Genomic DNA, 24,836 nt, shown 5'->3' on the forward strand with positions numbered 1-24,836 from the left:
GCCCTGTTTCTCCTATGTTCACGCCTATCTTTGCTTAAGCATTCTAACTATGTATTTCCGCTGGCTTTGATCAACGGCAGATCCGGGCTAATTCCGTCCATCTAATTCCGTCAATCTAGCGTTTCATTCGGGAGGTTTTATGGCAGTTGGTATTCATTCTCGTTCTCGTGCTACGGGCTGGCAAAGAACGATGCAGTCTTTTATGAAAGGTTCTGCGTCGAACTTTGTCTTACCTGTTCTGGGCATTTTGGCATTTCTGACAGTTTGGCAGATTCTGTCCAGCGCTGGCTTGATTGCCCTACCGGGGCCGCTTCAGGTGATCACGGATGAGCGCAGTCGTTATCTGATCACGCATCCGTTTTATTACAACAGCGACCTGGATCAGGGCTTGTTTCGGCAGACGATGATTAGCTTGGGTCGTGTGGCAAGGGGATACATCGCAGCGGCGATTGTCGGAATCACACTGGGAATCATCGTGGGCAGCAACAAGGTAATTGACAAGTCGCTCGATCCCCTCTTCCAGTTTTTGCGGATGGTTGCGCCGCTGGCCTGGGTTCCCATTGCGCTGGCTGCGCTGCGGCAAAACGAACCGGCGGCGCTGTTCGTGATTTTCATTACGGCGATCTGGCCGATTTTGATCAACACCGCAGTCGGCGTGCGGGAAATTCCCCAAGACTATAAAAACGTGGCCCGCGTGCTGCAAATTTCCAAGCAAAAGTATTTCTTTAAGGTGCTGCTGCCTTCGGCACTGCCCTATATCTTTACTGGACTGCGGATTGCCATCGGTCTGGCCTGGCTGGCGATTATTGCGGCGGAGATTGTGATGTCGGGTGTGGCGGGAATTGGCTTCTTTATTTGGGATGCGTATCAGCAGAACTACGTGACTGAAATTATCGTGGCGGTGATCTATATCGGCGCGGTTGGTCTGGCGCTCGATCGCCTGATGGCCTTTATTCAGCGCAAGATTGTGCCGAACGCTTAGAGGGTTCAGACGACAGGTTTCAGGTTTCGAGTATCGGGTTCTAGGTTGCAGGGACGGAGGGATGGAGGGATGGAGTCGTCTCACTCCAACGCCAACACTTCCTTCCTTCGACCTCCCAACACGCCAACACTTATTTCTCAAAATGTCCTATGTCTCTCTTTGTTGCGGTTGATCAGGTCGAAAAGGTCTTTTCGCTTTCTGGTGGCGGGCAATATGTCGCGCTGAAGGGCATTGATCTAGAAATCAAAAAAGGTGAGTTTGTTTCGCTGATTGGTCACTCTGGCTGTGGCAAGTCTACGCTGCTGAATATGATTGCGGGGCTGGATTTGCCGACGGATGGTGTGGTGACGCTGGAGGGGCAGAAGGTATCGCGTCCTGGCCCCGATCGCATGGTGGTGTTTCAAAACTATTCGCTGTTGCCGTGGCTGACCGTGCGCGAAAACATTGCGCTGGCGGTGGATGAGGTGCTGACGGATCTGCCCAAGGCAGAGCGGCGGGAGATTGTTGAACAGCATATCCATCTAGTGGGGTTGCAGCACGCAGCCGACAAGCCTCCAGCGCAGCTTTCGGGTGGAATGAAGCAGCGAGTGGCGATCGCCCGTGCCCTGGCCATTCGCCCTAAGCTGCTGCTGCTGGATGAACCCTTTGGGGCGCTGGATGCCCTGACTCGCGGCAATCTGCAAGAGCAGTTGATGAAGATCTGCGAGGAAAACCAGGTGACGGCAGTGATGGTGACGCACGACGTAGACGAGGCGGTGCTGCTGAGCGATCGCATTGTCATGTTGACCAACGGCCCTGCCTCGAAAATTGGCGGCATCCTGGAGGTAGATATTCCCCGTCCGCGTCGCCGTATGGAAGTCGTGAACCATCCCAGCTATTACAGCCTGCGCTCGGAGATTATCTACTTCCTGAATCAGCAGAAGCGGATTAAGAAACTGCGGGCTAAGAAAACGACGGCGATCGCCCGTCATGGTTTAGAAAAGGTCAACCTGGAAGTGGGCTTTGTGCCGCTGACGGCCTGTGCACCGCTGGTGGTGGCCAAGGAAAAAGGATTCTTTGCCAAGCACGGACTGGACGAGGTGTCGCTGGTGCGCGAAAGTAGCTGGCGCGGCATTGTAGACGGCATCGCAGGCAGCTATCTGGATGCAGCCCAAATGCCTGCGGGAATGCCTGTCTGGCTGACAGTTGGCGGACATCAGGACACGCCATTGCCGATTGTGTCGTCGCTCACCATGACCCGCAACGGCAACGCCATCACCCTTGCCAAAAAGTTCTACGAACAGGGCGTGTATACCGCCACAGACTTTAAGCGGATGCTGCTGGAATCAACCGAGCAGCAGCATACTCTGGGCATGGTGCATCCGTCCTCGATGCATAACTTACTTTTGCGCTACTGGCTGGCATCCGGTGGCATCGATCCGGATTGCGACGTGTCGCTGAAGACAATTCCACCGGCGCAGATGATTGCGGATTTGAAAGCCGGAACGATTGACGGCTATTGTGTCGGCGAACCCTGGAATCTGCGGGCTGCCATCGAAGACGCAGGCTTCACCGTTGCAACCGACCTGGAAATTTGGCAGGGACATCCCGGTAAAGTGCTGGGTGTGCGCGAAGACTGGGCGAATACCCATCCGAACACACACATCGCGCTGGCGAAAGCGCTTTTGGAAGCCTGTCGGTATTGCGCCGATCCAGAAAATGAACCCGAAGTGCGATCGCTCTTGGCCCGGCGAGAATACATCAGCACGAATATCGATTACATCCATCTGGGCGATCCCAATACATTTGTGTGCAACCTGGATCGGCCCATGCGCGAGTATGCCCATCACCTGTTTTTTGGCGACGGGGTGAATCGTCCCAGCCGGACGGAGCATCTGTGGATGATGACGCAAATGGCCCGCTGGGGCGAAATTCCCTTTCCCCGCAACTGGATGGAAATTCTGGAGCGCGTCTGTCGCGTGAGTGTATTCAGCACTGCCGCCCGCGAACTGGGCATTTTGGATATCAAGTATCATCGCGGGCCAATCACCCTATTTGATGGCATAACATTTGATGCCGAAGATCCGATTGCTTATCTGAACAGTCTCGACATCAAGCGTGATTTCAGCGTTGCCGAAGTCGCAATCGATTCGCGCCCGCTTGTTGCGGCTTAGAGATTGGTAGCTCGTCTTCCCGTCATCTTGTTGAGGGGACTTCCAAACGAGTTCCTTCCTTATCCTTCTAGTATTCCTGCCAGGCTTCCTATGCAAGTTATCGCTAGTGCTTCACCGCTTTCCAAAGTTCATTCCATTGCAAGAGATATGCCGCTTCTCTCCCTTGAAAACATCAGCAAGGTCTACCCTACACCTAACGGGCCCTACACAGTTCTTGAAGACGTGAATCTGTCGATTCAGGCTGGTGAATTTATCTGTGTGATTGGGCATTCTGGCTGTGGAAAATCGACTCTACTGAATATGGTGTCGGGTTTCAGCACGCCGACGACGGGTAATGTGTTGCTGAAGGGTGTGCCCATCGTGAAACCGGGGCCCGATCGGATGGTCGTGTTTCAGAACTATTCCCTGCTGCCCTGGCTGACGGCGTTTGAAAATGTCTATCTGGCGGTGGATGCTGTCTATCCTGAGAAGCCGGAGGCTCAGAAACGGGCGATCGCCCGTGACCACCTGGCGCTGGTGGGTCTGGCCGACGCGATGGATAAGAAGCCACCCCAACTCTCTGGGGGAATGAAGCAGCGAGTGGCGATCGCCCGCGCCCTGGCCACGCGCCCTGAAGTGCTGATTCTGGATGAACCCTTTGGCGCATTGGATGCCATCACCAAAGAGGAATTGCAGGAAGAACTGCTGACCATCTGGAACGAGCATCGCTGCACGGTGCTGATGATCACCCACGACATTGACGAGGCGCTGTTTCTAGCCGATCGCCTGGTGATGATGACCAACGGCCCGGCTGCGAATATCGGCGAAATTCTGACCATTCCCTTTGCGCGTCCCAGAGATCGGGAGCTGATTATGGAAGATCCGGAATATTACAAGCTGCGAAACTATGCGCTGGATTTCCTTTACAACCGCTTCGCCCACGACGAGGTGTAGCTGATAGGAGCAGCAGAAGAGGATACAGAAGGAATCGAGAGAGCGGTCAGTTTTTCATGCTGCGGCGGTTCCTATCAGGGCTGTCTCAGATGCGGTTGTCCCCTGTTTAGAAGGTGGGGTATGCTGCGACTAGGTTTTCGACCTATCCCAGGTCGGAAGCTTTGGAAACTGAGGTTTCCCAGTTTGCTAGCACTGTCACCCTAACCCGACCGCTATGCGTGCTTTATTGCTCTATCCGCTCTTTCCCAAATCTTTCTGGTCCTACGACAAGGCGCTGGAACTGATTGGACGCAAGGTGTCTTTACCACCGCTCAGCTTGATCACCGTGGCAGCGATTTTGCCCCAAACCTGGGAATTTCGCCTGATAGACCGCAACGCGGGCCCCGAAACGGAGGCGGATTGGGACTGGGCGGATTTGGTGATCATCTCTGGGATGATCGTGCAAAAAGACGACCTGCTGGATCGAGTCCGGGAGGCTAAACGGCGCGGCAAGCCCGTGGCTGTGGGTGGGCCCTACGTCACCTCGGTTCCTGAACCTGCACTGGAAGCGGGCGCAGATTACCTAGTGCTAGACGAAGGGGAGATCACGCTGCCCATGTTTGTGGAGGCGCTGGAGCGAGGCGAGCCGTCCGGCATTTTTCGTGCAAACGGTGAAAAGCCCGATGTTACGACTACACCGATTCCGCGCTTTGACCTGCTCAATCTGGACGACTATAGCGAGATGTCGATTCAGTTTTCGCGCGGATGCCCCTACCAGTGCGAGTTCTGCGACATCATCGTGTTGTACGGGCGCAAGCCGCGCACCAAAACGCCTGCCCAGCTTTTGGCAGAGCTGCAAGCGCTATATGACCAGGGCTGGCGGCGATCCATCTTTATCGTGGATGACAACTTTATCGGCAATAAGCGCAATGTAAAGCTGCTGCTGAAAGAACTGGTGCCCTGGATGCAGGAGCGCGACTATCCCTTCAGCTTTGTCACCGAGGCATCGGTAGATCTGGCACAGGATCAGGAGTTGCTGGATCTGATGATTGCAGCGAATTTCAATGCGGTGTTTTTGGGCATTGAAACACCAGATACCGACAGCCTCTCGCTGACGCAGAAGTTTCAAAATACCCGCAACCCGCTGATTGATGCTGTCAAGACGATTAACCGCTCTGGGCTGCGGGTGATGGCGGGGTTCATTATCGGCTTTGATGGGGAGAAACCGGGGGCGGGCGATCGCATCATTAATTTCGTCGAAGCCACTGCCATTCCCCAGGCGCTATTCAGCATGTTGCAAGCTTTGCCCAACACGGCCCTGTCTCAGCGGCTCGAAAAAGAAGGGCGGCTGATTAATCCCGACGAAGCTGCTGGCATCCACCAGTCCACGCTGATCAACTTCGTGCCCACGCGCCCCATCGAAGACATCGCGCAGGAATATATCCGCTGTTTTTGGGAACTGTATGACCCGCATCGCTACTTGGCGCGGGTCTATCGCCATTTCATCGAAATGCGCCCCAGCCCCAACCGCAAGAAAAAGCCGACCATGCTCACGCCGATTGAGATCCGCGCCATGTTCATCCTATTCTGGCGGCAGGGCATCAAGCGCAGCACCCGCTGGCAGTTTTGGCGACAACTCTTCTCTATCCTGCGCCACAACCCCCGTGTATATGACCACTACCTGATCAACTGCGCCCACCTGGAGCATTTCTTGGATTATCGGGCGATCGTGCGTGACGAAATCGAAGCACAACTGGCGACCTATTCACCGGTCGAGCTAAAGCAGACCGCGCTGCCTGCCTCTGCCTGAGCGCCCAGAGCGTATTCGCCTTAACCACAGCGCTCCAGAAACCGTGCTTCCCTAGTAGAAACTTCGATTTCCTATCCCCCGCTCCATGTTCCCAAACCGTTGGCAGCGCCGCCTGTTGCCGTTTCTTTGCAGCGCCCTGCTGTGCCTGGTGCTGGCGATCGCCTGCGACTCTTCTCCACCCGCCTCCCAAGGCCCAACGGCCAGCCCAGCGGCGGATACCTCTGCGACCACGCTCAAGCTGCTCTATTGGCAAGCGCCAACGATTTTGAACCCGCACCTGTCTAACGGGTTCAAAGACTCGGAAGCCAGCCGCATTACCCTGGAGCCGCTGGCTAGCTACGATGCTGAGGGCAATCTGATTCCGATCTTGGCGGCAGAGGTGCCCACGCTAGAAAACGGCGGTGTAGCAGCAGACGGCCGATCCGTCACCTGGAAGCTGAAGCCGGGGCTGAAATGGTCGGACGGGGAGCCGTTTTCAGCGGCGGATGTGGTGTTTACGCACCAGTTTGTGACCAATCCAGAGGTGGCGGCGATTTCGGCGGCGACCTACGAAATCATCGAGTCCGTAGAGGCGCTGGACGAGACGACGGTCAAAATCACCTTCAAAGAGCCGAATCCTGCCTGGAGCAATGTGTTTGTAGGCACAGAGGGGATGGTGCTGCCCCAGCATTCGTTTGCCGAGTATCTGGGCGCACAGTCGCGGGAGGCTCCGGCCAACCTGATGCCTGTGGGTACGGGCCCCTATCGCGTGGTGGAGTTCAAACCCGGTGACGTCGTGATTTATGAGCCAAACCCCAACTATCGCGGGGCAGACTCGCTGGGGTTTTCTCGTGTTGAACTGAAGGGCGGCGGCGATGCGGTGTCGGCGGCGCGGGCGGTGCTGCAAACGGGCGATGTGGACTTTGCCTATAACCTGCAAGTGGAAGCGCCGATCTTGGAGCAGTTGGCCGGGGCAGGGCGGGGCGAAGTGGTGGCGAATTTTGGCTCCTTGATGGAGCGAATTTTGATTAACTTCTCTGATCCCAATGTGGAGGTAGACGGAGAGCGATCGCACGCCAGCCGTCCCCACCCGTTTCTCACGGACCCCGCAGTGCGGCGAGCGCTGAGCTTAGCAATTGATCGAGAGGCGATCGCCACCCAGCTTTATGGCCGCACCGGCAAGCCCACGGCCAATTTCCTGGTGGCTCCAGAATCCTTCAGTTCCCCCAACACTGCCTACCAGTTTGACTTGGCAGCCGCTCAGCAGACCCTAGATAGCGCAGGCTGGACAGACACCAATGGCGACGGCATCCGCGACAAAGACGGCGTGCCCCTCCAACTGCTGTTTCAGACCTCCGTCAACCCGCTGCGCCAAAAGACCCAGGAAATCCTGAAGCAGGCGTGGGAATCCATTGGTTTTCGGGTGGAGCTAAAAAGCATTGATGCCAGCATTTTCTTTGACAGCAGCCCCACCAACCCCGACAATACCGGCCACTTTTATGCCGACCTGCAAATGTACACCACGGGCAACACCAACCCCGACCCCGGCTCCTACATGAAAACCTACCTTTGCAGCGAAATCGCCCAAAAAGCCAATAATTGGTCCAAAGACAACGTTTCGCGCTACTGCAACCCCGCCTACGATGCCCTGTGGCAGCAGGTGGCTAGCGAACTCGACCCAGACGCGCGACGGCAGATTTTTGTCCAGATGAACGATCTGCTGGTCAACGATATCGCGGTCATTCCCCTAGTGCATCGGGCGGAAACTGCCGGGGTGGGCGATCGCCTTGCTGGGGTAAACCTGACCCCGTGGGATCTGAACACCTGGAACATTGCCGAATGGCAGCGGAAATAGGCGATCACCGGGTATTGCGAAGCGATCATCGGGTATTCCGAATGCGATCGCCCCGCCCCAGGGGATCTTCGGCCAGGTAGCCGTCGGGCAGGTTGCTAATCGCCCGCTGGAGCGCGACCAAAGAGCGGTTGTAGCCCAACACTGCCCGCACCAGGTTTGCCTCTGCCCGCGTCAGATCAGTTTGGGCTTGCAGCACCTCAGTCTGAGTGCCCACGCCTGCCTGAAACCGGAGACGCGCCAGTCGCAGCGATTCTCGCGCCTGTTCCACACCCGCTTCGGCGGTACTGATGTTGGTTCTGTTGGCCTGAAGCGAGTAAAAAGATTGCTCTACTTCCAGCCGGATGGCATCGCGGTTGTCGGCAAAAGACGCTTCGGCGATCGCCATATTCAGTTCCTGCTGACGAGCCTGCGCCCTGGCCCGGCCGCCATCAAACAGCGTCATCGAAGCCCGTACCCCAAATTGGTAAATATCTCTAAAGTCTGAGTTTTGATCGTTGGTGGGATTTTCAAACTGATATTGACCAAACAGCGCCACCTGAGGCCCCAACGTAGCCAAAGCCGCCCGCCGTTGCCGCTGGGCAATATCGCGCTGAACTAACTGCTGCTCCAGTTCTGCTCGATTTTTGTAGGCCAGGACAATACTCTCCTCCAGAGATAGCGTCCAGTCCTCGGCTGGAGCCACCGCATCGGCCGCCACCAGATTCACCGTTTGGGACAGGTCAAGTCGGCGTACTAGTCGCCGTCGATTGGTCTGCTGATCGCTCAGCGCCTGCACCAGTTCTTGCTGAGCATTGGCCAGCTCAACCTGTGCCTGCAAGACATCAAACCGAGTCCCTACACCAGCCTGCTCAAGCGCCAGCGCATCCCGCAGGCTTTGCTCTGCCTGCCGCACCGTATCCTGAGCAATCCGGACGTTTTCATCCGCCTCCTGCACATCGTAAAAGTCATTGCTCACATCTAGGCGCAGTTGCTCAGACAGGCGCTCGACCTCTAGCTCTCGCAGTCGCACCTGACCTTCGGCTGCCCGAATCGTCGCAGAGCGCTGCCCAGAGGTAAACAGGTCGTAGTCAATCCGAACGCTCCCTCCCAAGCTGGTGGTGATATCCGATTCCTGGGGTGGATTGGGGTTAAAGATAGAGGGCTGAGGGCGATCGGTGTTCTCTGTAAACGTCAAGTCGGCTCCGAGCTGAGCAGTCGGCAAGTTGGCAGCGCGGGCTTCTTGAAGTTGCGCCCGGGCCTGTTCTAGCTCCAGTTCGGCAATTTGAAGCTGGCGGTTGTTGCGTCGGGCTAGCTCAATCGCCTGCTGGAGGGTAATCGGCTGCGGTTCGCCAGTGCGGACTTCTTCGGGGCGAGTGGGAAACAGCAGAGGATTGGGACGGGGTTCCAGGTTCTCTGGGAAGCCATCTGTAAAAGTATTTGTAATGGGCTGGAGGGGTCGCGCTTCAGTGTCTGGTTCTGCTGGAGTTGCTGGAACTTCAGCAGGAGCGATGGGTTGAGCCGGAGCAGGCTCAGGATCTGCGGCGGGGGGAAAGGGAACTGGCTCGGTCTGGGCAACCTGTAGAGGCGTTTCAGATGTGGTTGCGGCTGGCGATCGCCCCTCGTCATCGAGTCGATTACCAGCAGCCAGCCGGGCGATCGCCTTTTGGGGTTCAGCGGGCTGGGCAACCGCCATCGTTCCGTTGATTTCGCTCGCGTCTCTGTTGCCCGAAGCACCTCGTCGCCCCCCCACCTGTTCCGCCAGGATTTCCCAGTCGGCAGCTCGGTCTGCCTGCTGCCGGCGTCGTGCTAGCGCGGGTCGAACCGAGAGGGACGGGGCTAGGGCCTGGGAGGTTTCGCCGCCATCGGGCGCACTCCCCGATGAAGTCTCTGGGGATACCTGGGATGGAAGCTGGGCCTCAGCGCGGATGGCTTCGGCAGAGAACAGGGTCGCGGTAACGCTAACGGTAGCAGACAAAAAAATTGAGAGCGATCGCATAACCTTCTCACAAATGGGAAACAGCCTAGACCAATATAGAGAATATCTTCAAATAAGAATTCTGGGCAGTGCAAACCCTTTCTGCATCACCCAAACACCTTAATTTCTAAACTTTTTGAAAAGATCGGACTTTTTGAAAAGATCATTGCGGGTAATAACAGGGCAATCTTTGACCCAAAAACTTGATCTTTGCAAGACGCATCCAGCAGGCTATCCCAAGCTTTTTCAAGGTTTGTTTGAAAATAATCGGCAGCCTCCCAGATAGATTAACGGAAATCTCTAAAATCGACAAAATAACTAATGCCTGCTGATCCGTAAGTTTAAATCCCTTAAACAATAGCCTTGTAATAGCCTTGAGATTCACCCGAAAGGGGCTTGATCAATCTCCCGCTTTAGGTATTTGAAAGGCCGTAAAAACGAGTTTTGCAAAAACTACGGAGGCAACTCAGCCGTTGGGGTTAAAGTCTTCTAGCGGCACCATTTCAAACTCCGCTGTGCCATACAGCAGCCCGCGATCGACGGCCGACAAGATGCAGCAGTTGACCCGATCGGAGAATAGGCAGCGCCCCACCAGATCCGCCACGTCGGCCCGGTGAATGCTCCCGGCGATCGCCACATCTGGCGTTAGCACGGCGTTTCCCGTGGCGGGTTCCGACTTCAGTCCACCCGGCCGCACAATAGTATAGGGCAGCCCGCTGGCCATCAGGTATTGCTCCGCCTGCTCCTTCTCTGCCAAAACCGGCCCCAGCGTTTGCAGCACTTGCGGCGGCAGGGCGATCGCGCTTTTGCCCGCGCCAATGGACGACACCAGCACAAATTTCTGCACCCCCGCCTGCACGGCCGCGTCGATCAGTACCTTATTGCCCAAAAAATCGGCCCGCCGCCCGTCCGGCCCGATGCCGCCAATGGTGCTGACCACTGCCCAGGGTGGCGCGTTGAAGGGTGGCCCCTGCATAGCACGGTTGACCGCCTCGGCATCCAGCGCATCCCCAATGGCGATCGCCGCGCCCAGAGACTCCAACTCTGCCTGCGCGGGCGAAGGTGTTCCATCCGTATCCGGCGGCAGCCGCAGCAACGTCCGGGTGGAAATGCCCCGCTGCAAGAGCCAGCACGCCAGCTCAAACCCAACGCCCCGGCTGGCACCTGCTAAAAAAACATAAGGTTGCTCGGTCATGGCTTCATTCTCAGGCATGATAGGGCGAGAACACGCACCCTCAACACCCTACCACTCTCTTAACTGCTTGCTTATGGGCACTTCTGTTGAAATTACCGCTGCAAACTTCGCTGATGAAGTCGTGCAAAAATCTTACGAAAAACCCGTTCTGGTGGACTTTTTTGCAACCTGGTGCGGGCCCTGCCAGTTGCTCAAGCCAATGCTAGAAAAGCTGTCGCAAGAGTACGATTTCGTGCTGGCAAAGGTGGATATTGACCAAAATCCTGACCTGGCCAATGCCTACGGTGTAGAAGGCGTGCCGGACGTGCGGATTGTGGTGGATGGCGCAATGCAGAATGGTTTTGTCGGCGTGCTGCCAGAACCGCAGTTGCGCGAGCTATTGGGCAAGCTGAATTTGCACTCGACGCTGGAGCAAGGGCTGGCAGAGATTCGGGCGGCGAGGGCTGCGGGCGATGTAAACCAGGTGAAGCAACGGTTCGCAGACCTGATTCAGGCTTATCCGACCGATGCGCGGCTGATGCTGGAGGCGGCAGAATTTTTGGTCAGCCAGGGGCAAATCGAGTCGGCAGAGAAGCTGCTGTCGCCGATTCCTGAGCGGGATAAAGACCTGTTTCGGCGGGCGCAGGCGGTGCGCGGGCTGATCGCGTTTCATCGAGACTTGGCTAGTCCTGCGGAACCGGGCGAACTGGAGACGAAATATCGGCAAGCAGAGCAGCACGCCCTGGAAGGCAATTACGAAGCGGCGCTTGCGGGCTTTCTGGAAATCGTGGCGAGCGATCGCAAGTTTCGGCAGGATGGGGCCCGCAAGGCGATGATCGTGCTATTCGACCTGCTGGGCGACGACCACCCGCTGACCCGCAGCTATCGCAAACAGTTGATGCAAACCATGTATTAAGAAACGGCGTATTAAGATATTAAGAAACGGCGTATTGAGAAATGGCGTATCGAGAAACGGTTCAGGTCATGGGCGACGCGCACAACCTGAACCGGAAGCCCTACGAGCAGCGATCGCTCTGGGCGCGAAAGACCTGGCGCAGATCTCCCGAAAACACGACTCGATAGAAAAAGGGCGACGAGCCGTTGCAGCTCATGGGCTGGCGATTGGCGCGGCGGGGCGAAAACCAGGAGTTGGCGGTGACGACGAGCCGCGAGCCTGTCCAGGAAAGGCCGGTGACTTCTAGCGAGTTGCTGCGACCGGTGCTGAGTTGAGCGGTCAGAAACGTCCCGGCGGTGGGTGCGCCGTTGCTGGGGTTGAGCCGCGCCAACACTGCGACCTTGGGGCCGCCGCCATTGCCGTAGCTGGTCAGCCAGCCCTGGCTGGTAAAGCGGCGATAGTCCTGGCTGGGCGTGCCCTGGGTTCCAGTAGCGCTAAACACGGCATAGAGCGCACTGCTGCCGTCCCACAGTAGCCCGTAGCCTTCGCCATCGTCGGCTGTGATTTCGTAATCTGCACGGCACCAAGCTCGCTGCCCCCGGTTAAACCGGACGACGATTGGGTTTTTGTTGTTGGCAGACACCTGGCGATAGCCAATGTAGATGCGCGATCGCCCGATCGTGACCACGGGGCCGCCCTTTTGCCGCACAACGGATTCTGAGTCCTGGCAGGAAAACTCGACGGACTCCCCCACAGAGGCCGAGACGGTGGCCTGGGCAGGCAGGGCGATCGCCCACCACAGGGGCAACAGTCCGACGGTCAGACTGGCAACGCGGGCAGCACAGCGGGTAAATGGGGCAAGCGGAAAAGACTGCGGGAAACGCTTCTCAGACGACGGACAAGGGGCGATCGCCACACCAGGGCAATGGAGAGCGTGCTTAGGGACGTGCTGATGATCGGTTGGCATAAAACTGGGGTGACTGATTGGAAGGAGTGGGAGGGGCAGACGCACCCACTATGAGCTTCCAGTTCAGACCCTAGCCCAGCAAGCCGAATCAGCGGTTCTGTGAAATTACGGGAGATTTCAGAGGGCGATCGCCCCTCGCTTCCTAGTCTTCACGCAAAGGGGTGTCGGCTGCCGGCCTCAAGGTTCCCTATCTACGCCGCGTGCTGCCGATACCACTCGATTGTATTTTTCAAGCCTTGGCGGAACTCCACCTCCGCAGTAAAGCCAAACTTATCCTTCGCCCGCTGCGTATCGAGACACCTGCGGGGCTGCCCATTGGGCTTATCGGTCTCCCAGACCAGTTCCCCGTCATAGTCCATCAGTTCACAAATCAGCGTAATCAGGTCCTTGATAGAAATCTCATAGCCCGTCCCCAAATTCACAGGCTCACTCTCCGCATAGAACTGCGTCCCCATGACAATTCCCCGCGCCGCATCGGTGGAATAGAGAAACTCCCGCGTCGGCGAACCATCCCCCCACACCGGAATCGTCCTATCCCCCCGCAACTGCGCCTCATGCACCTTGCGAATCAGCGCCGGAATCACATGAGAACTGCGCGGGTCAAAATTATCCTCTGGCCCATATAGATTCACTGGCAGCAGATAGATGCCATCAAAGCCATACTGCTGTCGATACGCCTGAAGCTGCACCAGCAGCGCCTTCTTGGCCACGCCATAGGGGGCATTGGTTTCTTCGGGATAGCCATTCCACAGATCATCTTCTTTGAACGGCACTGGCGTGAACTTGGGATAGGCACAAATCGTGCCCACGCAGGTAAACTTTTTGACCCCCGCTTCATAGGCGGCGTGAATCAGTTGCGCCCCCATCATCAGGTTGTCGTAGAACAGTTGTGCAGGCTTTTCCCGATTCAGTCCGATGCCGCCGACATGGGCTGCCAGATGAATCACAATGTCCTGCTGGTCAACGGCGCGACGGCACGCCTCCATCTGCGTCAGGTCATAGTCGCGAGAGCGGGGCACGGTAATCTTGGCGGGGTCTGCACCAGCTTTGACCAGTTGGTCAACCACTTGCTTGCCGAGGAATCCGGCACCGCCCGTGACGAGAATTCGTTGGTTAGAGAAGGAGAGGGGCATGGGGGGAAGAGGGAAGAGGGAAAAAGGAAGAGGGAAGAACGAAGAAGGAAGAGGGAAGAACGAAGAAGGAAGAGGGAAGAAGGAAGAACGAAGAGGGAAGAGGGAAGAACGAAGAGGGAAGAGCGGGTTTTCGTTTTTCGTTTTTCGTTCTTCGTTTTTCGTTTTTCTTTCTTTACAGCGACGTGCTGCTGCCTGCGGTTTGCCGAATGGTGGCGTGGTCGAGCACGGGCTGAGCGCTGTTGCCGTTGAGCGGGATGAGACCCAGGGCTTTGAGGTCGGCTTCCACCATCAGGTAGACCAACTGCTCGAAGCTGACGCTGGGCTGCCAGCCGAGTTGGGTCTTGGCTTTGGTGGGGTCGCCAATCAGCAGGTCAACTTCGGCGGGGCGCAGGTAGCGTTCGTCGAACTCGACGTAGTCTTGCCAGTTGAGGTTGACGTAACCAAAGGCGAGTTCCAGGAATTCGCGCACTTCGTGGGTTTCGCCAGTGGCAACCACGTAGTCGTCGGGCTGTTCTTGTTGCAGCATCAGCCACATGGCTTGCACGTAGTCTTTGGCGTAGCCCCAGTCGCGTTTGGCATCCAGGTTGCCCATGTAGAGTTTCTTTTGCTGACCGGCGACGATGCGGGCGACGGCGCGGGTGATTTTGCGGGTGACGAAGGTTTCGCCCCGGCGGGGAGATTCGTGGTTGAACAGGATGCCGTTGCAGGCGAACAAGCCGTAGGATTCGCGGTAGTTGACGGTTTGCCAGTGGGCGTAGACTTTGGCGCAGGCGTAGGGGCTTCTAGGGTAGAAGGGGGTGCTTTCGCTTTGGGGCACGGCTTGCACTTTGCCGTACATTTCGGAGGAGCCAGCTTGGTAGAAGCGGACTTCGTTGCCGGTGCGCTGCTGGTAGTCGCGCAGGGCTTCTAGGATTCGCAGGGTGCCCATGCCGACGGCATCGGCGGTGTATTCGGGGGCATCGAAGCTGACGCGGACGTGGGATTGGGCACCCAGGTTGTAGATTTCGTGGGGCTGCACTTGTTCGAGGATGCGACGCAGGGTGGTGCCGTCGGTCAGGTCGCCGTAGTGCAGAAACAGGCGGGCGTTTTCGTTGTGCGGGTCTTCGTAAATATGGTCGATGCGGTCGGTGTTGAAGGTGGAGGTGCGGCGGATGATGCCGTGGACTTCGTAGCCTTTTTCGAGTAGCAACTCGCTTAGGTATGACCCGTCTTGTCCTGTGATGCCGGTGATCAGTGCCCGTTTCCGCTCTGACATAGTACTCTAACGCCTTACTAAGGTGATGGATGACAGGAGTGGGCGATTCAGTGGGCGATCGCCCTCAACGCTTTTGCCTGGATTGAGCTAGATGGCAAGGATCGCGCTGTCGGCTGATTTTACCGCAAGTGGATGACCTGCGCTGCCGCCAAGCCTGCTGCCGAATGTCTATGTAAATATTCGTGTAAATATCTGTTACAGCGTACCGTATTCAGCGAGTGCAATGAAATAGAGCCGTCTGAGATTGGGTCACAGCAGGTTTTTTGCAAATGTGCTGGGGGCGATCGCCCCTCTTGAGTTGAGCTTTACTAATCACGATCGCCCCCTGCAATCTGCCGACTCAGCAAAATCACTGGCACCAGCCCCACTGCCACAATCACCAGCGCCGCTGCCGAAGATTCTGCCAGCCGCTCGTCGGACGCAAGCTGGTAGACCCGCACCGCCAGCGTGTCGAAGTTAAACGGGCGCACGATCAGCGTGGCGGGCAGCTCCTTCATCACGTCCACAAACACCAGCAGCGCTGCACTGAGCAGACTGCCGCCCATCAGGGGCGCGTGGACTCGCCGCAGCACGCCAAGGGAATTTTCGCCGAGCGATCGCGCGGCATTGTCCAGACTGGGCTTGATTCGCTCTAGACCCGACTCAACCGAATTCAGCGCCACGGCCAGGAACCGCACCAGATAGGCAAACACCAGCGCCGCGATCGTGCCGCTCAGCAGCAGCCCGGTGGAAATGCCAAAGGTGCGCTGCATCCAGGCATCGACGGAATTATCAAACGCACCCAGGGGCACCAGCACGCCGACCGCAATCACCGAGCCGGGAATGGCGTAGCCCAGGGCCGACGTTCGCAGCGACAGGTTCATCCACCCGTTGGGCCGCAGCCGCACGCCGTAGGCCAGCAGGAGGGCGATCGCCCCTGCCAGTGCTGCCGTCAGTGCTGCCGCCAAGAAGCTGTTTTTGGCAAATCCCCAGAGGCGCGGGTCAGTGAGCTGGTTCAAATTTCGCAGGGTCATGTGCAGCAGCAATCCGGCGGGAACCAGAAAGCCCAGCAGCAGGGGAACCACGCAGGCGGCGATCGCCAGTCCGCTGCGCCAGCCCCTTAGCCGGAAGCGGCTCTGGCTCTGGGATTTGCCGCGTTTTTGGTAATATCGCCCCTGCCGGCGAAACCACTGCTCTAGCACAATCAGCGCCAGCACAAACAGCATCAGCAGCGCCGCCAGTTGCGACGCAGCCGCCCGTTCGCCCATGCCAAACCAGGTGCGATAGATGCCTGTGGTAAAGGTGTCTACGCTGAAATATTGCACCGTGCCAAAGTCGCCCAGGGTTTCCATCAGCGCCAGCGCGGTGCCCGCCGCGATCGCCGGCCGGGCCAGCGGCAGCGCCACCCGCCAAAAGCTCTGCCAGGGGTCGCAGCCCAGGCTACGGCTGGCTTCTAGCGTGCAGACCGACTGTTCCCCAAAGGCCACCCGCGCCAGCAGGTAGACGTAGGGATAGAGCGTCAGCACCAGCAGCGCGATCGCCCCGCCCAGGGAGCGAATTGGCGGAAACCAGTAGTCCTGCGCCGACTGGAACCCGAAGAGCGATCGCAGCCCCGTTTGCACCGGGCCGTAATAGTCCAGCAGTTCGGTATAAGTGTAAGCCAGGAGATAGGCCGGAAAGGCCAGCGGCAGCAGCAGTGCCCAACTGAAAATGCCGCGTCCTGGAAACTGCGTCATCGTCACCAGCCAGGCCGTGCCCGTGCCTAGCACAACTACCCCCGCGCCCACGCCCAGCAGCAGCGCCAGAGAATTTGCCACGTAGCGCCCCAGCACCGTGGAGGCGAGGTGTTGCCAGACATCCCAGGCGGGCGTGAACAGGCTAGCGGCCACCACCAGCACGGGCGCAGCAATTAGCAGGGCGATCGCCCCCACCGCCAGCGTCCACAGGTCTAGCCCAGACTTACTGCGAGAAAGATGCAATTTTTTGGAGACGGCGATGTCCGCCGGTTTTGCAACAAAGCTCATGGCATGATAAGGAATCGACCCGAATTTCTCAGCATTGCTCGCTCGAATCGCCGAGTTGTTGAGAAGATATTAATTGATTCTAAGTCTCAATAATGCCCTTGTAGTGGACTTTCTATGAGCGCCAGCATGAATTCCTCACCCGTTTTGCAGCTTCAGCAGGTGACGCACCAGTTTCCCAATCGCCCTGTCCCTACGGTGGATAGCGTCAGCCTTAGCCTCAGTCCGGGTGAAATTTTGGCGCTGCTGGGGCCGTCGGGCTGTGGCAAAACGACGCTGCTGCGGCTGATTGCGGGCTTTGAGCAGCCCCAGCAGGGGGAAGTGGCGATCGCTGGCCGAATAGTCGCCAATGCAGACGGCATGGTGCCGCCGGAACAGCGCTCGGTGGGCATGGTGTTTCAAGACTTTGCCCTGTTTCCCCATCTGACGGTGCAGGAAAATATTGCCTTTGGGCTGGGAAAGGGCGACTCGCGGGGCCAGGTGGCCGAGGCGATCGCCCTCGTCGGACTGACCGGATATGAACGCGCCTATCCGCACGAACTGTCGGGTGGACAGCAGCAGCGCGTCGCTCTAGCCCGCGCCCTGGCCCCGCGCCCGTCGCTGGTGCTGCTAGACGAGCCGCTGAGCAATCTAGACGTGCAGGTACGGCTCTATTTGCGGCAAGAGGTGCGGGAAATCTTGAAAGCCACGGGCACGACGGCAGTATTTGTGACCCACGACCAGGAAGAAGCAATGGCGATCGCCGATCAGGTCGCCGTCATGCGGCAGGGGCATATCGAGCAGCAGGGGCCGCCGGAGGCGCTCTATCAGTCGCCCGCCTCCCGGTTTGTGGCGGAGTTTGTCACCCAGGCGAACGTGCTGCCTGCCCGCTGGAATGGGCAGGTCTGGGAAACAGAAATCGGCAGCTTTGCGCCAGAACCGTCCCCCGCCCGCCTGGTAGATGGAAGCGACACCGCCGATTTGATGATTCGTCCCGAAGATATCCAGCTTCAGCCCAGCGCGTCGGGCCACGTGACGGTGGGCGATCGCCAGTTTCTCGGTCGCGACTATCGCTACACGCTGCTCACCCCCAGCGGCAAAAAGCTCTACGCCCGCATCCCCGCCGACCGAACCTCGGCCGCCAACGGGGCCGCGCCCCTCCCCCCCGGAACCCCCGTTCATCTCACCATCCACCCCACTGCCCTGCGACTTTTTCCTACGACAGAGGAGGCGGTAAATGGGGCAAAGGGGCGATCGCTGCCCGTCATCTAGAGGAAAAAACAAGAACGAAGAACGAAAAACGAAGAACGAAGAACGAAAAACGAAAAATTGCTTTTCCCTCGCACAGAAAACCGAAAAATCCGTTCTTCTCTCGTAAAGAAAAACCGAAAACCCGTTCTTCCCTTTTCCCTCTTCCCTCTTCGTTCTTCCCTCTTCGTTCTTCCCTCTTCCCTCTTCGTTCTTCTATTCTTCGTTCTTCCCTCTTCCTTCTTCGTTTTTCTATCTTCGTTCTTCGTTTTTCTCTTCGCCGCCGCTAGCCAGCACGATCGCCCTCGGAAAGATACGATGCTCCTGCGCCTGAATTCGCTGGTGCAGCGTGTCAGGTGTGTCGTCGGGCAGGATGGGCACGGCGGCTTGCATGATAATCGGGCCGCGGTCTACTTCCAAACGGACGTAGTGGACGGTGCAGCCCGTCACCTTGACCCCGGCGGCGAGGGCCTGTTCGACGGCGCGGGCCCCCGGAAAGCTGGGTAGCAGGCTGGGGTGCAGGTTCAAAATGCGGTCGGGAAAGGCGGCGATCAGCACGTCCGTTACCACACGCATCCAGCCCGCCATGATCACCCATTCCACGTCGTAGCGCTTGAGTTGGTCGATGATGGCTTGATCCAGCGCCTCGCGGCTGGAAAACTGGCGATGATTCAGCAGTTCTGCTGGAATGCCCAGCCGCTCGGCCCGCGTCGCCGCCTTTGCCTGGGGATTGTTGTAGATCATCACCTGGATTTGGGCGTTGAGCTGGCGCTGGGCGATGGACTGGGCGATCGCCTCAAAATTTGACCCGCTGCCAGAGGCCAGCACGCCCAGCCGCAGCGGTGCGCCTGCGAGGTGGCGCTGCCATACTTCGGGGGGAACTTCTGGTGAAATAAACCCCGGCGCGGCAACGTTCTGGGCGATCGCGGGTTCGCTTGGGGAAAGGGGCGACGGGTCAGGAGACTGCATTCTGAACTAGCTCCAGCCCTGGGCGATCGCCTGATAGCCAATCAGCTTGTAGGCTAGCTTGGCGGCAGTAAATTCCGACACCACCGACTCGCTGACGGGCGCAAGCTCCATAATGTCTGCGCCGAGGACGTGGTGATGCTCAAACACCGACCGCAAGTAGCCCAGTAGGGAATACCAGTTCAGCCCGCCGGGTTCGGGCGTGCCCACGCCGGGGATCAGCGTCGGGTCAATGCCGTCTAGGTCGATGGTGAGAAAGACGTTGCGGGTGGGGATGGCAGCCAGTGCCCGCTCGGCCCAGTCGGGCTGGGTGGCAATTTCTCGCGCCCGAAATACGGTCAGATTTTTTTCTTTAATTAAATCCGCCTCTTCTTTGCAAATGCTGCGGATGCCGATCTGCACCGTGGGAATGCCCATGTCCACGACTCGGCGCATGATGCAGGCGTGGTTGTGGATCGAGCCTTCGTATTCGTGGCGGAGGTCGCCGTGGGCATCGATCTGCACCACCGTAAACGGCTCCGTAGACGCGGCTCGATAAGCCCGCACCAGACCCGTCGTGATGCTGTGTTCGCCGCCTAGCCCAATGACGAACTTGCCGTCGGCGATTAGCTTGGCGGTGGTGTCCTCGACGACCTTCAGCATGGCTTCGGCGGGCACCGGGCCGCTGCGCGTGTCGGCGATCGCCCCGTGGGTATACACGCCGACGGGCCACATCTCCCGCTCTAGCTCCTCGTCATAATATTCCACCTGATGCGATGCTTCCAAAATCGCTGCCGGGCCATGCTCACAGCCCTTGCGATAGGTCGTCGTCGCCTCGTAGGGGATCGGCAAAATCACGACCCGCGCCGTGTCATAGTCGGCGGCGACCTCTTCGCCCAAAAAGGGCATCTCGGCAATCGGCGTAGTGGTCAACATGGGCAAAAATCCAGAACAGCAGCAGTTATAAATTCTGACACACTTACAGCGGCGAGGAGGTGTTCTTGCTGGCTGGGTATTTCTTGGGCTGCGATAACAGTTAAGCTGAGGGGGCTAAACGCTTATCTGCATTTGCCTCCACGGGTTCCATCATGTCCATCGCTATCTATCTCCAGAGTCCCCAGGCGATTCGCGATCGCACTCAGCAGCTTTTTGAACTGGCCCGCGCCGACAAGCTAACGCACTTTCGCTATCGGGGCGATCGCCTCCAGCCCACGGCCGACTACGTGCTTCAGGTGATGCGAGAAAACTATCCCGACCTAAACGTGCCGTTTCATAGCCGCTGGCGACATTTTGGCGTGGGCAAGGTCGATCGGGCGGCCGAGTTGCAAACGCGGCTGGCTGGGCTTGATCCGGTGGCCCAAGCGCGGGCCAAGTTCGATCTGGTGATTCTCAGCGTGCTGCTGGATGCGGGTGCGGGTGCGGTGTGGCGCTATCGCGAAGCCAGTAGCGGTCAGGTGTTTCAGCGGTCAGAAGGGCTGGCGGTGGCGAGCTTCTGCATGTGCTGCGAGGGCGCATTTTCGGGCGATCGCGCTGCCCCCCTCCAGGCAACCGCCGCTGCCCTCCAGCAGATCACCGAGTCCGATCTGGCTCAAGCGTTCCAGGTCAGCCCAGACAATCCGCTAATCGGGCTGGCGGGGCGCGTGGCCCTATTGCAACAGTTGGGCCACACCCTCGCCCAAAAGCCAGGCTTCTTTGGCGCTGAAACGCCCCGACCGGGCAACCTGGTGGACTACCTGCTAACGCAAGCCGAGGATCGCCAGTTGCCCGCGCCCACCGTGTTAACGGCCGTGCTGCAAGGACTCGGCGACATCTGGCCCGGCCGCATCACGCTCGATGGCGTGAATCTGGGCGATGTCTGGCCCCATCCCGCCCTCCCCGACACCGAGCCGGGGTCAAACCTCGTGCCGTTACACAAGCTGTCGCAGTGGCTCACCTATTCCTTACTAGAACCGTTGCAAGACTTGGGGCTAGAAATTACCCATCTCGACCAACTCACCGGCCTGGCAGAATATCGCAACGGCGGCCTCTGCGTAGACCTGGGGCTACTGGAGCCAAAGCACGACGATGTGCTGCGCGGGCCGCACCTGCCCAGTTCCGAGGTGATTGTGGAATGGCGATCGCTCACGCTGGTTCTGCTCGACCAAATCGCCGATGCCATCCGCGCCAAACTCGGCCTCAGCGCCACTGAACTGCCGCTCGTGAAAGTCCTGGAAGGCGGAACCTGGGCAGCCGGACGAAAAATCGCCGCCGAACTGCGTCCGGGCGGCGATCCTCCAATCTCGATTCAAAGTGATGGAACGGTCTTTTAAAAAGAAGAGAGAAGAACGAAGAACGAAAAAAACATTCTTCACTCTTCGTTCTTCTTTTTTCTTTCTTCTCTCTTCTAATTCACCCGCTCAGAGCCAATCTTGCAGGTGTTGAGAATGCGCTGGTCGTTTTCGCTCAGCGCGGAAAGCTGGTGAAATCCTTCCAGGTTCAGAGGGGCGATCGCCTCTCCGCCCGTCGCCGCGACCGACGCATTCGTTTGCAGCGCCACCGAGTAAGGATGCACGGTTTGCTCGTAGGAATCAATCACATTCAGCGCTAATTCCTGGGCTTGCACCTCGCCATAAAAGCAATCAAAGGAGGAATGGGGCATATAGAACGCACCCACGACTTGATTCTCGGTGACTTCAAACACCATGTAGGCAGAGCCAATCTGATCCGGCTGCTGAGACTGTCCATACAAATAAACGCCATTGGGAAACCGCTGGCTAATTGCACCTTCCAAGCGGGCAACCGTTGCGGCGCTTGCTTGCGTCAACCGGGATGCTTCGAGACCATGTGCTGGAGCCAGTGCCGCAGCCGCCAGTCCTAATGTTAGAAACAGCGCCGTAAAGGGCTTTTCAAAACGATTCCAAAGGGACTGCGACGTTTGGGGGAAACGGTTGGTCAAGCTCAGCATTGCAGTCCTCCTTCACAAAACTAAAGATTACATAGAAGATTTACAGTTAGAAATTCGCTCTATAGTTCGCTGCCTATTTTGCTGCCTATATAGAGCTTACGAGCTTCGATTTAACGCTTTGGGTGGGCTTCACAACTCTTGAAGAAAAGGGGGCTAATTTCGAGAGTTTGAAACGTCCACCGTCTCTCCGAAGAGCTACACCGCCAAGGATTCAAATTCCAGATTTCGCTTCAAAAAATTGCAAAACTTTTTAGAAAAGTTCACCGCTGAACATTTTTAGAAGCTGCGCCAGAAGCTTTGAGTGAAGCCTAGCCCAGTCCACAGGATGATGAGATCCAGCCTGGGAATGAGATGACGGAAGCTGTGCGTAACCCTGCGAGAGAATCTGAACCGCTATGGCCTTACTTTATAGAGCGAGAGTAGGAGGCAAATCACCCGATTCGCTCACCCAAGTAGGTGATCTTAATCACCGCTTGCTGGGGCATCCATGCAGCAAAAAGTGATGACCCTGAGGCGGCGCAGAAGGCTTAGAAAAATAACCTCCTCGTCTGACCCTCACATCATCACCTATCAAATAGAGGTGGAAGGGTTATGCACCGCTCCACCTCTATTCATCCCATGCATTCCGTTAAACAAACGGGAAGAAAGGACAGTTTGACGAACTGGCTGGAATTAACTGGCCAAATATCCACGAACGTTGACTTTGCGGCGACGCAGGTGATCCAATGCCTGCCGCTCAAGCTGACGCACGCGCTCACGGCTAATGTTCATCCGCTGCCCCACTTTTGCCAGCGATAGCTCGTTGCCGTCTTCCAGCCCAAACCGCAGCACCAGCACTTCCCGCTGCTGAGGCGTTAGCTCCGCCAACAGGTTTTGGATATCTTGCCGCAGGGATTCCTGCACCGTGAAGGTTTCGGGCGATGCGCCGTCGTCTTCCAGCAGGTCTTGCAGTTCGGTGTCTTGGTTGTCGCCGACTTTGAGATCCAGCGACACGGGCTGACGCGCCATCAGCAAGAACTCGCGGATTTGTCCTGGCTCTAGCTCCAGCGCTTCGGCGATGTCCGCAGGCGTGGGCGCACGGCCCAATTCCTGCGTCAGTTCGCGCTGCACCTTTTTGATCTTGTTGAGCTTTTCGGTGATGTGGATGGGCAGGCGGATGGTGCGGGCCTGCTGGGCGATCGCCCGCGTAATGGCCTGGCGAATCCACCAGTAGGCGTAGGTCGAGAACTTGTAGCCCCGCGTGGGGTCAAATTTCTCCACGCCGCGCTCCAGACCCAACGTGCCCTCCTGGATCAGATCCAGGAATTCCAGGTTGCGCTTCTGATACTTCTTGGCGATCGCCACCACTAGGCGCAGGTTCGCCTCGATCATCTTTTGCTTTGCCCGCTGACCCACGCGCAGGGCTTGGCTCAACTCGGCTTCCGTCAGGTTGACCTCGGCTGCCCACTCTGCCAGCGAAGGCTCCCGCTCCAGCTTGTTGGCCAGAGCCTCTTTCGCCTCCAGGAGTGCCATCATCTGCTGCACCTGCTTTCCATAGACAATCTCCTGCTCATGGGTCAGCAGCGGCACCCGACCAATTTCGTGCAGATAGGTTCGCACCATATCTGCGGTAAACAGCGGTTTCGTCGTTTTAGCTGTGGTGTTTGCGGTTGCCATGAATGCGAGACTCCGTTGAACAATCTTGAATCGAACAGGAAACGTAAACTGGATGGGTCAGACGCTCTACCAGCCCTGGCAAAGAATAGAGAGACTAACTTATAAGCCAGCTTCCAGTGCAGTTTCTAGGTCAGGAAACCGCCTTATGAAGAGGCTTGACTATACCCACTGAGGAAACCAGTGGAGCGATGTTGGGGCTGGCGAACAAGTCCGAAGTAGGAATTGAAAATCCGAACGAAAGAAGCGACGCTCAGACGAAAACAGGTGAGGCAAAAACAGGTGAAATCTCTAAACCCTTGCCTGGGTGCGTCTCTCTGGACGACTCCCTCTTAACCAACCCAGGGCAGCTTAAAAACAGCTTAAACGCGAGTTGAATGTAGATATTACTACGACTAGCGGCATTCTTCAGGAAAGTAGTAACCCTTTCTTAAGACCAATACTCTTGGCGGTCAAAACTGGCAGTCAAACCAATGGTCAAAGCGCTGACAGATTAGGCGTGGCGCTGAAAGCCCAAGACGGAAAGCCAAAAAGCGAAACCAGAGTACGAAGTAGACGACAGGCATGCCACAAAAGCGAAGTCGTTATGAGTTCACTCTTGTAGGAAGACTATAATACAAGTTTAGGCTTCCGTAAAGGGCTGAGCATTCATCCAAACGGGTGAACTTTGCAGGTGAACGGTGAGAGGATGGCGTGGCGCTTTCAGGTGAAGAATCGTGAGCGGCTTTCGTAAGAACCCTTGACATCAAACCTTTGACATTAACAAAGGACGAAGAAATCAAAACAAATGTTCACCGTGTCTCCCTATCATCTAGCGATTTACAGAAGGATCAGGTTCGGCTAGTACGGGGGGAAAACCGAACTCCTTGGATGGGTCTGGATTGGAGCAAGGCAGCGTAGATCGGTAGATCATAATCATCAGTAGATCAAGTAGATCAAACAGATCAATGGGTTAAAGAGGCAGACCAAACAGGCTAGTTTCAACGGGGTGATTTTGA

At 57.3% G+C, this 24,836-nt stretch carries 18 protein-coding genes; 8 read left to right on the top strand and 10 right to left on the bottom strand.

Going from position 1 to position 24,836, the window contains the following annotated elements; translation table 11 throughout:
* The first annotated feature begins 190 nt into the window (after window positions 1-190).
* From ntrB to IGS16_RS10295, 5 genes are all read left to right on the top strand, one after another.
* Entirely contained in the window at window positions 191-982 is a 792-nt protein-coding gene (gene ntrB, locus IGS16_RS10275; protein ID WP_367185773.1) for a nitrate ABC transporter permease, read from the top strand.
* Window positions 983-1,131: 149 nt separating this feature from the next.
* Window positions 1,132-3,135 (top strand): nitrate ABC transporter ATP-binding protein, encoded by a 2,004-nt coding sequence (locus tag IGS16_RS10280; RefSeq protein WP_297085271.1) that lies wholly within the window; start codon window positions 1,132-1,134, stop codon window positions 3,133-3,135.
* A 147-nt stretch (window positions 3,136-3,282) separates the two neighbouring features.
* Window positions 3,283-4,068 carry a nitrate ABC transporter ATP-binding protein gene (locus tag IGS16_RS10285; protein WP_297085272.1) on the top strand — a complete coding sequence of 262 codons (786 nt, stop codon included), beginning with the start codon at window positions 3,283-3,285 and terminating at the stop codon, window positions 4,066-4,068.
* A gap of 214 nt (window positions 4,069-4,282) precedes the next feature.
* Window positions 4,283-5,857: a B12-binding domain-containing radical SAM protein gene (locus IGS16_RS10290; RefSeq protein WP_297085273.1), complete on the top strand. Its 1,575-nt coding sequence runs from the start codon at window positions 4,283-4,285 to the stop codon at window positions 5,855-5,857.
* Window positions 5,858-5,942: 85 nt separating this feature from the next.
* On the top strand, window positions 5,943-7,691 hold the full coding sequence (locus IGS16_RS10295; protein ID WP_297085274.1) for a peptide ABC transporter substrate-binding protein: 1,749 nt from the start codon (window positions 5,943-5,945) through the stop codon (window positions 7,689-7,691).
* 25 nt (window positions 7,692-7,716) lie between these two features.
* On the opposite strand, the gene IGS16_RS10300 is transcribed toward IGS16_RS10295, so the two are convergent.
* Both IGS16_RS10300 and IGS16_RS10305 read right to left on the bottom strand, forming a co-directional pair.
* On the bottom strand, window positions 7,717-9,666 hold the full coding sequence (locus tag IGS16_RS10300) for a TolC family protein (RefSeq protein ID WP_297085275.1): 1,950 nt from the start codon (window positions 9,664-9,666) through the stop codon (window positions 7,717-7,719).
* A gap of 445 nt (window positions 9,667-10,111) precedes the next feature.
* Entirely contained in the window at window positions 10,112-10,840 is a 729-nt protein-coding gene (locus IGS16_RS10305; protein WP_297085276.1) for an SDR family oxidoreductase, read from the bottom strand.
* A gap of 73 nt (window positions 10,841-10,913) precedes the next feature.
* Here IGS16_RS10305 and IGS16_RS10310 point away from each other — a divergent pair, with 73 nt between their 5' ends.
* Window positions 10,914-11,735, top strand: a complete 822-nt coding sequence (locus tag IGS16_RS10310) for a tetratricopeptide repeat protein (protein ID WP_297085277.1) — start codon at window positions 10,914-10,916, stop codon at window positions 11,733-11,735.
* 100 nt (window positions 11,736-11,835) lie between these two features.
* On the opposite strand, the gene IGS16_RS10315 is transcribed toward IGS16_RS10310, so the two are convergent.
* From IGS16_RS10315 to IGS16_RS10330, 4 genes are all read right to left on the bottom strand, one after another.
* Window positions 11,836-12,681, bottom strand: a complete 846-nt coding sequence (locus tag IGS16_RS10315) for a hypothetical protein (protein ID WP_297085278.1) — start codon at window positions 12,679-12,681, stop codon at window positions 11,836-11,838.
* Window positions 12,682-12,872: 191 nt separating this feature from the next.
* Complete coding sequence (locus IGS16_RS10320) at window positions 12,873-13,814, bottom strand: GDP-L-fucose synthase (protein ID WP_297085279.1); 942 nt, start codon at window positions 13,812-13,814, stop codon at window positions 12,873-12,875.
* A 172-nt stretch (window positions 13,815-13,986) separates the two neighbouring features.
* Window positions 13,987-15,069, bottom strand: a complete 1,083-nt coding sequence (gmd, locus tag IGS16_RS10325) for a GDP-mannose 4,6-dehydratase (RefSeq protein ID WP_297085280.1) — start codon at window positions 15,067-15,069, stop codon at window positions 13,987-13,989.
* 308 nt (window positions 15,070-15,377) lie between these two features.
* Window positions 15,378-17,072, bottom strand: a complete 1,695-nt coding sequence (locus IGS16_RS10330) for an iron ABC transporter permease (protein ID WP_297085281.1) — start codon at window positions 17,070-17,072, stop codon at window positions 15,378-15,380.
* A gap of 126 nt (window positions 17,073-17,198) precedes the next feature.
* Between IGS16_RS10330 and IGS16_RS10335 the strand changes: the two genes are divergently transcribed.
* A complete protein-coding gene (locus IGS16_RS10335) occupies window positions 17,199-18,320 on the top strand; it encodes an ABC transporter ATP-binding protein (protein WP_297085282.1) in 1,122 nt (373 codons plus the stop codon).
* Between the two features lie 228 nt (window positions 18,321-18,548).
* Here IGS16_RS10335 and purN read toward each other — a convergent pair whose 3' ends face one another.
* Both purN and speB read right to left on the bottom strand, forming a co-directional pair.
* A complete protein-coding gene (gene purN, locus IGS16_RS10340) occupies window positions 18,549-19,265 on the bottom strand; it encodes a phosphoribosylglycinamide formyltransferase (RefSeq protein ID WP_297085283.1) in 717 nt (238 codons plus the stop codon).
* A gap of 6 nt (window positions 19,266-19,271) precedes the next feature.
* Window positions 19,272-20,177 (bottom strand): agmatinase, encoded by a 906-nt coding sequence (gene speB, locus IGS16_RS10345; RefSeq protein ID WP_297085284.1) that lies wholly within the window; start codon window positions 20,175-20,177, stop codon window positions 19,272-19,274.
* Window positions 20,178-20,329: 152 nt separating this feature from the next.
* Between speB and IGS16_RS10350 the strand changes: the two genes are divergently transcribed.
* A complete protein-coding gene (locus IGS16_RS10350; RefSeq protein WP_297085285.1) occupies window positions 20,330-21,550 on the top strand; it encodes a URC4/urg3 family protein in 1,221 nt (406 codons plus the stop codon).
* Between the two features lie 74 nt (window positions 21,551-21,624).
* Here the strand turns inward: IGS16_RS10350 and IGS16_RS10355 are convergent, their stop codons facing one another.
* Both IGS16_RS10355 and IGS16_RS10360 read right to left on the bottom strand, forming a co-directional pair.
* Window positions 21,625-22,185, bottom strand: a complete 561-nt coding sequence (locus IGS16_RS10355) for a hypothetical protein (RefSeq protein WP_297085286.1) — start codon at window positions 22,183-22,185, stop codon at window positions 21,625-21,627.
* A 672-nt stretch (window positions 22,186-22,857) separates the two neighbouring features.
* On the bottom strand, window positions 22,858-23,841 hold the full coding sequence (locus IGS16_RS10360) for an RNA polymerase sigma factor, RpoD/SigA family (RefSeq protein ID WP_068509309.1): 984 nt from the start codon (window positions 23,839-23,841) through the stop codon (window positions 22,858-22,860).
* Window positions 23,842-24,836 lie beyond the last annotated feature (995 nt).

Origin of the sequence: Thermoleptolyngbya sp. C42_A2020_037 (assembly GCF_015272455.1) — a bacterium.
Lineage (GTDB): Bacteria > Cyanobacteriota > Cyanobacteriia > Elainellales > Elainellaceae > Thermoleptolyngbya.

Excerpts from the sequence above, each read along its gene's own strand:
- ntrB (WP_367185773.1), top strand. The coding sequence starts at position 191 with ATGCAGTCTTTTATGAAAGGTTCTGCGTCGAACTTTGTCTTACCTGTT.
- IGS16_RS10280 (WP_297085271.1), top strand. The coding sequence starts at position 1,132 with ATGTCTCTCTTTGTTGCGGTTGATCAGGTCGAAAAGGTCTTTTCGCTT.
- IGS16_RS10285 (WP_297085272.1), top strand. The coding sequence starts at position 3,283 with ATGCCGCTTCTCTCCCTTGAAAACATCAGCAAGGTCTACCCTACACCT.
- IGS16_RS10290 (WP_297085273.1), top strand. The coding sequence starts at position 4,283 with ATGCGTGCTTTATTGCTCTATCCGCTCTTTCCCAAATCTTTCTGGTCC.
- IGS16_RS10295 (WP_297085274.1), top strand. The coding sequence starts at position 5,943 with ATGTTCCCAAACCGTTGGCAGCGCCGCCTGTTGCCGTTTCTTTGCAGC.
- IGS16_RS10300 (WP_297085275.1), bottom strand. The coding sequence starts at position 9,666 with ATGCGATCGCTCTCAATTTTTTTGTCTGCTACCGTTAGCGTTACCGCG.
- IGS16_RS10305 (WP_297085276.1), bottom strand. The coding sequence starts at position 10,840 with ATGACCGAGCAACCTTATGTTTTTTTAGCAGGTGCCAGCCGGGGCGTT.
- IGS16_RS10310 (WP_297085277.1), top strand. The coding sequence starts at position 10,914 with ATGGGCACTTCTGTTGAAATTACCGCTGCAAACTTCGCTGATGAAGTC.
- IGS16_RS10315 (WP_297085278.1), bottom strand. The coding sequence starts at position 12,681 with ATGCCAACCGATCATCAGCACGTCCCTAAGCACGCTCTCCATTGCCCT.
- IGS16_RS10320 (WP_297085279.1), bottom strand. The coding sequence starts at position 13,814 with ATGCCCCTCTCCTTCTCTAACCAACGAATTCTCGTCACGGGCGGTGCC.
- gmd (WP_297085280.1), bottom strand. The coding sequence starts at position 15,069 with ATGTCAGAGCGGAAACGGGCACTGATCACCGGCATCACAGGACAAGAC.
- IGS16_RS10330 (WP_297085281.1), bottom strand. The coding sequence starts at position 17,072 with ATGAGCTTTGTTGCAAAACCGGCGGACATCGCCGTCTCCAAAAAATTG.
- IGS16_RS10335 (WP_297085282.1), top strand. The coding sequence starts at position 17,199 with ATGAATTCCTCACCCGTTTTGCAGCTTCAGCAGGTGACGCACCAGTTT.
- purN (WP_297085283.1), bottom strand. The coding sequence starts at position 19,265 with ATGCAGTCTCCTGACCCGTCGCCCCTTTCCCCAAGCGAACCCGCGATC.
- speB (WP_297085284.1), bottom strand. The coding sequence starts at position 20,177 with ATGTTGACCACTACGCCGATTGCCGAGATGCCCTTTTTGGGCGAAGAG.
- IGS16_RS10350 (WP_297085285.1), top strand. The coding sequence starts at position 20,330 with ATGTCCATCGCTATCTATCTCCAGAGTCCCCAGGCGATTCGCGATCGC.
- IGS16_RS10355 (WP_297085286.1), bottom strand. The coding sequence starts at position 22,185 with ATGCTGAGCTTGACCAACCGTTTCCCCCAAACGTCGCAGTCCCTTTGG.
- IGS16_RS10360 (WP_068509309.1), bottom strand. The coding sequence starts at position 23,841 with ATGGCAACCGCAAACACCACAGCTAAAACGACGAAACCGCTGTTTACC.